Genomic DNA, 4,194 nt, shown 5'->3' on the forward strand with positions numbered 1-4,194 from the left:
ATCCCTTGTGCTTCTTGAACTGGGGGTCTTTGTGCACCAATTGCCTGTGCTTGTACTAACAAAGGTTGAAAGGCCAAGCTAAAACTTAAAACCAGTGAGAGCCCCTTATGAGCCCCTCGCTGCAAAACACCAAAAACGCGCTGCCCTAGCTTGTATCCATATCCCAATTTGTGCTTTTTATTTTTCAATCCCCGCATCTTCAGCTCCTCATAAAATTCTTTATCTCTTAAAAAAAACACCCCAAGGGGTGTCAAAAACGAAGCAATATTTTTATACCTCTTTAAAATCTCAATAACGCCCGCACTTGAAACAACCCTGTCGCATTCCCCTGCTCTATTGGGGTCGATTGGATTAAAATATTCGAATATGACACATCAACATCCGTAATATCTCCAGTTGAATGGAAACCAAGAGTTGCCCCTACCAAACTACCGCCAAAACTGTTTTTGCTTAAATCATTGGCCACTGCCCCCAGATCAAGCGCCATATACGGTGCAAATTGGCTCATAAATCTACGCCCCCAATCAGAAGAAAAACCTGGCAACAATAGCGACAATTCATTGCGCCAAAATACCCCATTATTGCCGTAATAAACCGCCTCACGCACGCCGCGCACAGAAGAGGAACCTCCAAGCGATAGTTGCTCTGAACTAAACAATGTGTCGGGTGATAATTGTCCTGAAAACAGTGTGTTATAGCGAAAATTATGCTGATTGAGCGAAAAAGGACGCACGTAACTTAGGGAAAAAGACAATTTGGAAAATTGCCCTTTGGGTGAATTTTTTGTTGCATTCTCTTGCTCTTTATCATCATAAGCGCCCAAAATCGCCAAACCCTTATGAAACCCTATATGAGCGCTTAATTCTCCCCCCATCCATTTGCGTGAATGATCAAGCTCTAATATTGCAATAGCTAGTTTACGGCTGGAAACATCAACCTTGCTGCCCATAATAAAATTATCGGAATATTTCCATGTCAACCGTCCTGTAATCCATGTCTTTCCCTCTTGATCACGGTCTATAACCCGTGAAATCCATGGTGTAAGCGATAAAGATTTACCTATAGATGGTCATTTCTTAACGCGAATTAGAGCATTAAGAGATTTTGGAGATGTCAAAAAAGGCGATTTAGGTGGCTATATTGAAAATGAAGAGAACCTATCGCATGAGGGCAATTGTTGGGTGTATAATAAAGCCCGTGTCTTTCAAAATGCACGCGTCTTTGGAAATGCTAAAGTAAAAAGCTTTTTTGTAGACGTTTATGGCAATGCACAAATTTATGGCAATGCTATTTTTGAAGGGAGGACATTAAAGGACAATGCAAAGCTTTCTGGAAATGCACATGCTCGCAACGCCGTGGTTATTGAAGGCAATGCACAAATTTATGATAACGCCTATGTAACTGATTATGCCCATATTTCTGATAATGCTGTTATTTGTGATGATGCCCATGTCGGTGGTAATGCGAAAATAAGTGGCTCTGCTTACATTTGTGATGAATCGCGTGTTTTTGATGATGCCGTTGTTTGTGATGCTCTTATCTCTGGAAATTCTTATATACATAGCAATGCCTTTTTAGAAGCGAATGAAGATATCTGTGATAATGAATATCCTGAATTTGGTAGTGAAGATGATTATTATCGTCATGAATATTATGCCGATTGTGAAGGCTATTATGATAATGATGATGATAACAGCGCATATGAAACTGATGCTGCGTAAAATAAGACGCGGGCGCGGCGGGAGCGCCCTTCTTTTAGATTTTCCATTCCAAATTTTAGAAAATGTTTAACACATTCAATTGTGTGAGGTATTCTTATGTGCAAAAATACGAATTAACTAGAGGAAGCAAAAAAATTAAACATGCTCTGACGAGAAAAACTATCAATCTTTATCGCATTCGGGCTTTAAGAGACTTTGGAGATATTAAGACTGGTGATATAGGCGGTTATATAGAAAAAGAAGATAACCTATCCCATGAAAGTGAATGTTGGGTTGGAGATAGTGCCAAGGTTTTTGACAATGCCAAGGTTTTTGGTTATGCCGCGGTTTGTGGTAGTGCCCAAGTTTATGACAATGCCCAAGTTTATGAATATGCCCTTGTTCGTGAGTTTGCCAAGGTTTGTGGTGATGCCAAGGTTTATGGTCATGCCAAGGTATATGAACATGCCGAAGTTTTTGGCAATGCCAATGTTTATGAGTTTGCCCGTGTTTCTGGTTATGCCGAGGTTTTTGGTAGTGCCCAAGTTTATGACAATGCCCAAGTTTATGAGCGTGCCAAGGTTTATGGCAATGCGCGGGTTTTCGGTAAAGCACGTGTTTCTGGTGATATGAAGATTTACGGCGATGCCTATGTGCTTGGTAGTGCATGGCTTTTTGGAAATAACAGTGTTTATGGTCGTGCCCGTGTTTCTGGTAACGACACTGTTTAAGGTAGGGCAATAATCATGAAGAAAAAATACGAACTGACAGATGAGACAATCGAAATTATGGGAAAAAATCTCCACCGCATTCGTGCATTAAGGGACTTTGGAAATGTCAAAGCTGGTGATCTAGGTGGCTTTATAGAAAAAGAAGGCAACTTATCTCATGTGGGGAATTGTTGGGTTGGAGATAGTGCCAAGGTTTTTGAGTATGCCGCAGTTTGTGGTGATGCCAAGGTTTATGAAAATGCCGCGGTTTCTGATGATGCCGAAGTTTTTGGCAAAGCCAAGATTTATGGCAATGCGCGGGTTTATGGTCGTGCCCGTGTTTCTGGTAACAACACTGTTTAAGGTAGGGGATAATCATGTATAGCTATGAAATTAAACCTACTTGGTGTGTACAGACAGTTGTGAAAAGTGCTCAAAACCTCGGAGAACTTTGTATTACTATCTCTGGATATGAAGATGACCCCTATGTAGATACCATAATTCCTAAAGACGTCATGAAGGACCTTTTAGGTGAAAATAATTTTAAGAAAATGATATCAAATCACACACCTAAATGTACATATTCATCATACGTAGGCAAAGCATTTAGATGTACTGGACTTGAAATGGGACTATGTTCGAATGCCAAAGAAAAAATCTTTATTGCACTTAAGTCTAATGATGGACGTAGATTTATATCAATATTAGAAACTGATGACATCATACCGCCTCTGAAATTCAATTTTTAACAACCAAACCAAAAACTTTTAACACATGTGTGATTCACGCCACGGGTGAGTTGCGCGTAAAATAAGGAAACAATAATGACAGATTTACCATTAGCCGCTATGGCAAAAAAATATGGGTTTTCTAATGATGTGTTTAAAAATACTCTTAAGAAAACTTGTATTGGTGATAAAAATTTCGAAAAAATCTCTGATGAAGAATTTGCTATTTTTCTCTTTATTGCAAATAAGTATGGTCTCAATCCTCTCACTAAAGAGATCTATATGTTACCTAAAACCGGCGGCGGCATGATACCCGTTGTCTCTATTGATGGCTGGATTAAGATCATTAAGTCTAATCCTAATTTTGATGGTATGACCTTCCAAGATCAATTCGATAAAGATGGTGAGCTCATTGCCATTAAATGTGCCATTCATCTCAAAGGCGTTACAAACCCTATCGAGGTCACCGAATATTTCAGTGAATGCAAACAAGACAAAAGTGAAGCTTGGAAAAAATATCCTGTTCGTATGTTGCGTCATAAAGCCACTATACAATGTGCACGCTACGCTTTTGGGTTTTCCGGTATTTATGAAGAAGACGAAGCTAAACGTATTAATGACACAACACCTGTACAACTTGTTTCTTATGACATACTTGAACAAATCAAAGGGTTAATTAAAGAAACTGGAACAAATGAAGATAGTCTTCTCGCTTACGCAAAGGTAGAAAACCTAACAGATCTATCTTGTGAAAAAGCAAAAGAAGTTTTGGGGATGTTGGAAAGAAGGAAAAATTTTCAAAGAGAAAGAGCTCTACAATCTCTCCCTGCACAAGAACACATAGACACTTCTATACAAAATGCAGAATATATTCACGTCCAAGATCTTGAATATGCACCAACTCAACAAACGGCGGTGTGAAATGCAACAAAGAACAGAAGAATGGTTTCAAGCACGGTTAGGCAAAGTCACCGCTTCAAACATTTACAACATACTCAGTAAAACAGCTAAAGGAACACCCACAAGCAAATATGAGGATTACAAAATCAAACTCAT

The 4,194-nt window shown here is 39.2% G+C and carries 5 protein-coding genes and 3 pseudogenes; 6 read left to right on the forward strand and 2 right to left on the reverse strand.

Annotation, left to right across the window (positions count from 1 at the left end; all coding sequences use genetic code 11):
• Positions 1-197, reverse strand: a 197-nt coding sequence (locus tag PVV64_RS09945) for a hypothetical protein (protein WP_273760833.1), incomplete at its 3' end; no start/stop codon positions are given.
• An 83-nt stretch (positions 198-280) separates the two neighbouring features.
• Positions 281-1,060: pseudogene (locus PVV64_RS09950) on the reverse strand (ShlB/FhaC/HecB family hemolysin secretion/activation protein); the annotation flags it as partial.
• On the opposite strand from PVV64_RS09950, the gene PVV64_RS09955 reads away from it, so the two are divergent.
• From PVV64_RS09955 to PVV64_RS09980, 6 genes and pseudogenes are all read left to right on the forward strand, one after another.
• Positions 1,020-1,721: a hypothetical protein gene (locus PVV64_RS09955; RefSeq protein WP_404978428.1), complete on the forward strand. Its 702-nt coding sequence runs from the start codon at positions 1,020-1,022 to the stop codon at positions 1,719-1,721. The pseudogene PVV64_RS09950 and the gene PVV64_RS09955 sit on opposite strands and share 41 nt — an antisense overlap.
• Positions 1,722-1,819: 98 nt before the next feature.
• A complete protein-coding gene (locus PVV64_RS09960) occupies positions 1,820-2,431 on the forward strand; it encodes a hypothetical protein (protein ID WP_273760834.1) in 612 nt (203 codons plus the stop codon).
• A 15-nt stretch (positions 2,432-2,446) separates the two neighbouring features.
• A pseudogene (locus PVV64_RS09965) lies at positions 2,447-2,761 on the forward strand (hypothetical protein); the annotation flags it as partial.
• A 26-nt stretch (positions 2,762-2,787) separates the two neighbouring features.
• Positions 2,788-3,159, forward strand: coding sequence for a hypothetical protein (locus PVV64_RS09970; protein ID WP_273760835.1), 372 nt, complete (start codon positions 2,788-2,790; stop codon positions 3,157-3,159).
• A 75-nt stretch (positions 3,160-3,234) separates the two neighbouring features.
• Positions 3,235-4,059 (forward strand): phage recombination protein Bet, encoded by an 825-nt coding sequence (bet, locus tag PVV64_RS09975; protein ID WP_273760836.1) that lies wholly within the window; start codon positions 3,235-3,237, stop codon positions 4,057-4,059.
• Between the two features lies 1 nt (position 4,060).
• Positions 4,061-4,194 (forward strand): annotated as a pseudogene (locus PVV64_RS09980) (exonuclease); the annotation flags it as partial.

It is taken from the genome of Bartonella sp. ML70XJBT.G (assembly GCF_028618575.1).
Taxonomy (GTDB): Bacteria; Pseudomonadota; Alphaproteobacteria; order Rhizobiales; family Rhizobiaceae; genus Bartonella.

What these genes read in the sequence shown, in the direction of transcription:
- PVV64_RS09970 (WP_273760835.1), top strand. Translation starts at nt 2,788, where the DNA reads ATGTATAGCTATGAAATTAAACCTACTTGGTGTGTACAGACAGTTGTG.
- bet (WP_273760836.1), top strand. Translation starts at nt 3,235, where the DNA reads ATGACAGATTTACCATTAGCCGCTATGGCAAAAAAATATGGGTTTTCT.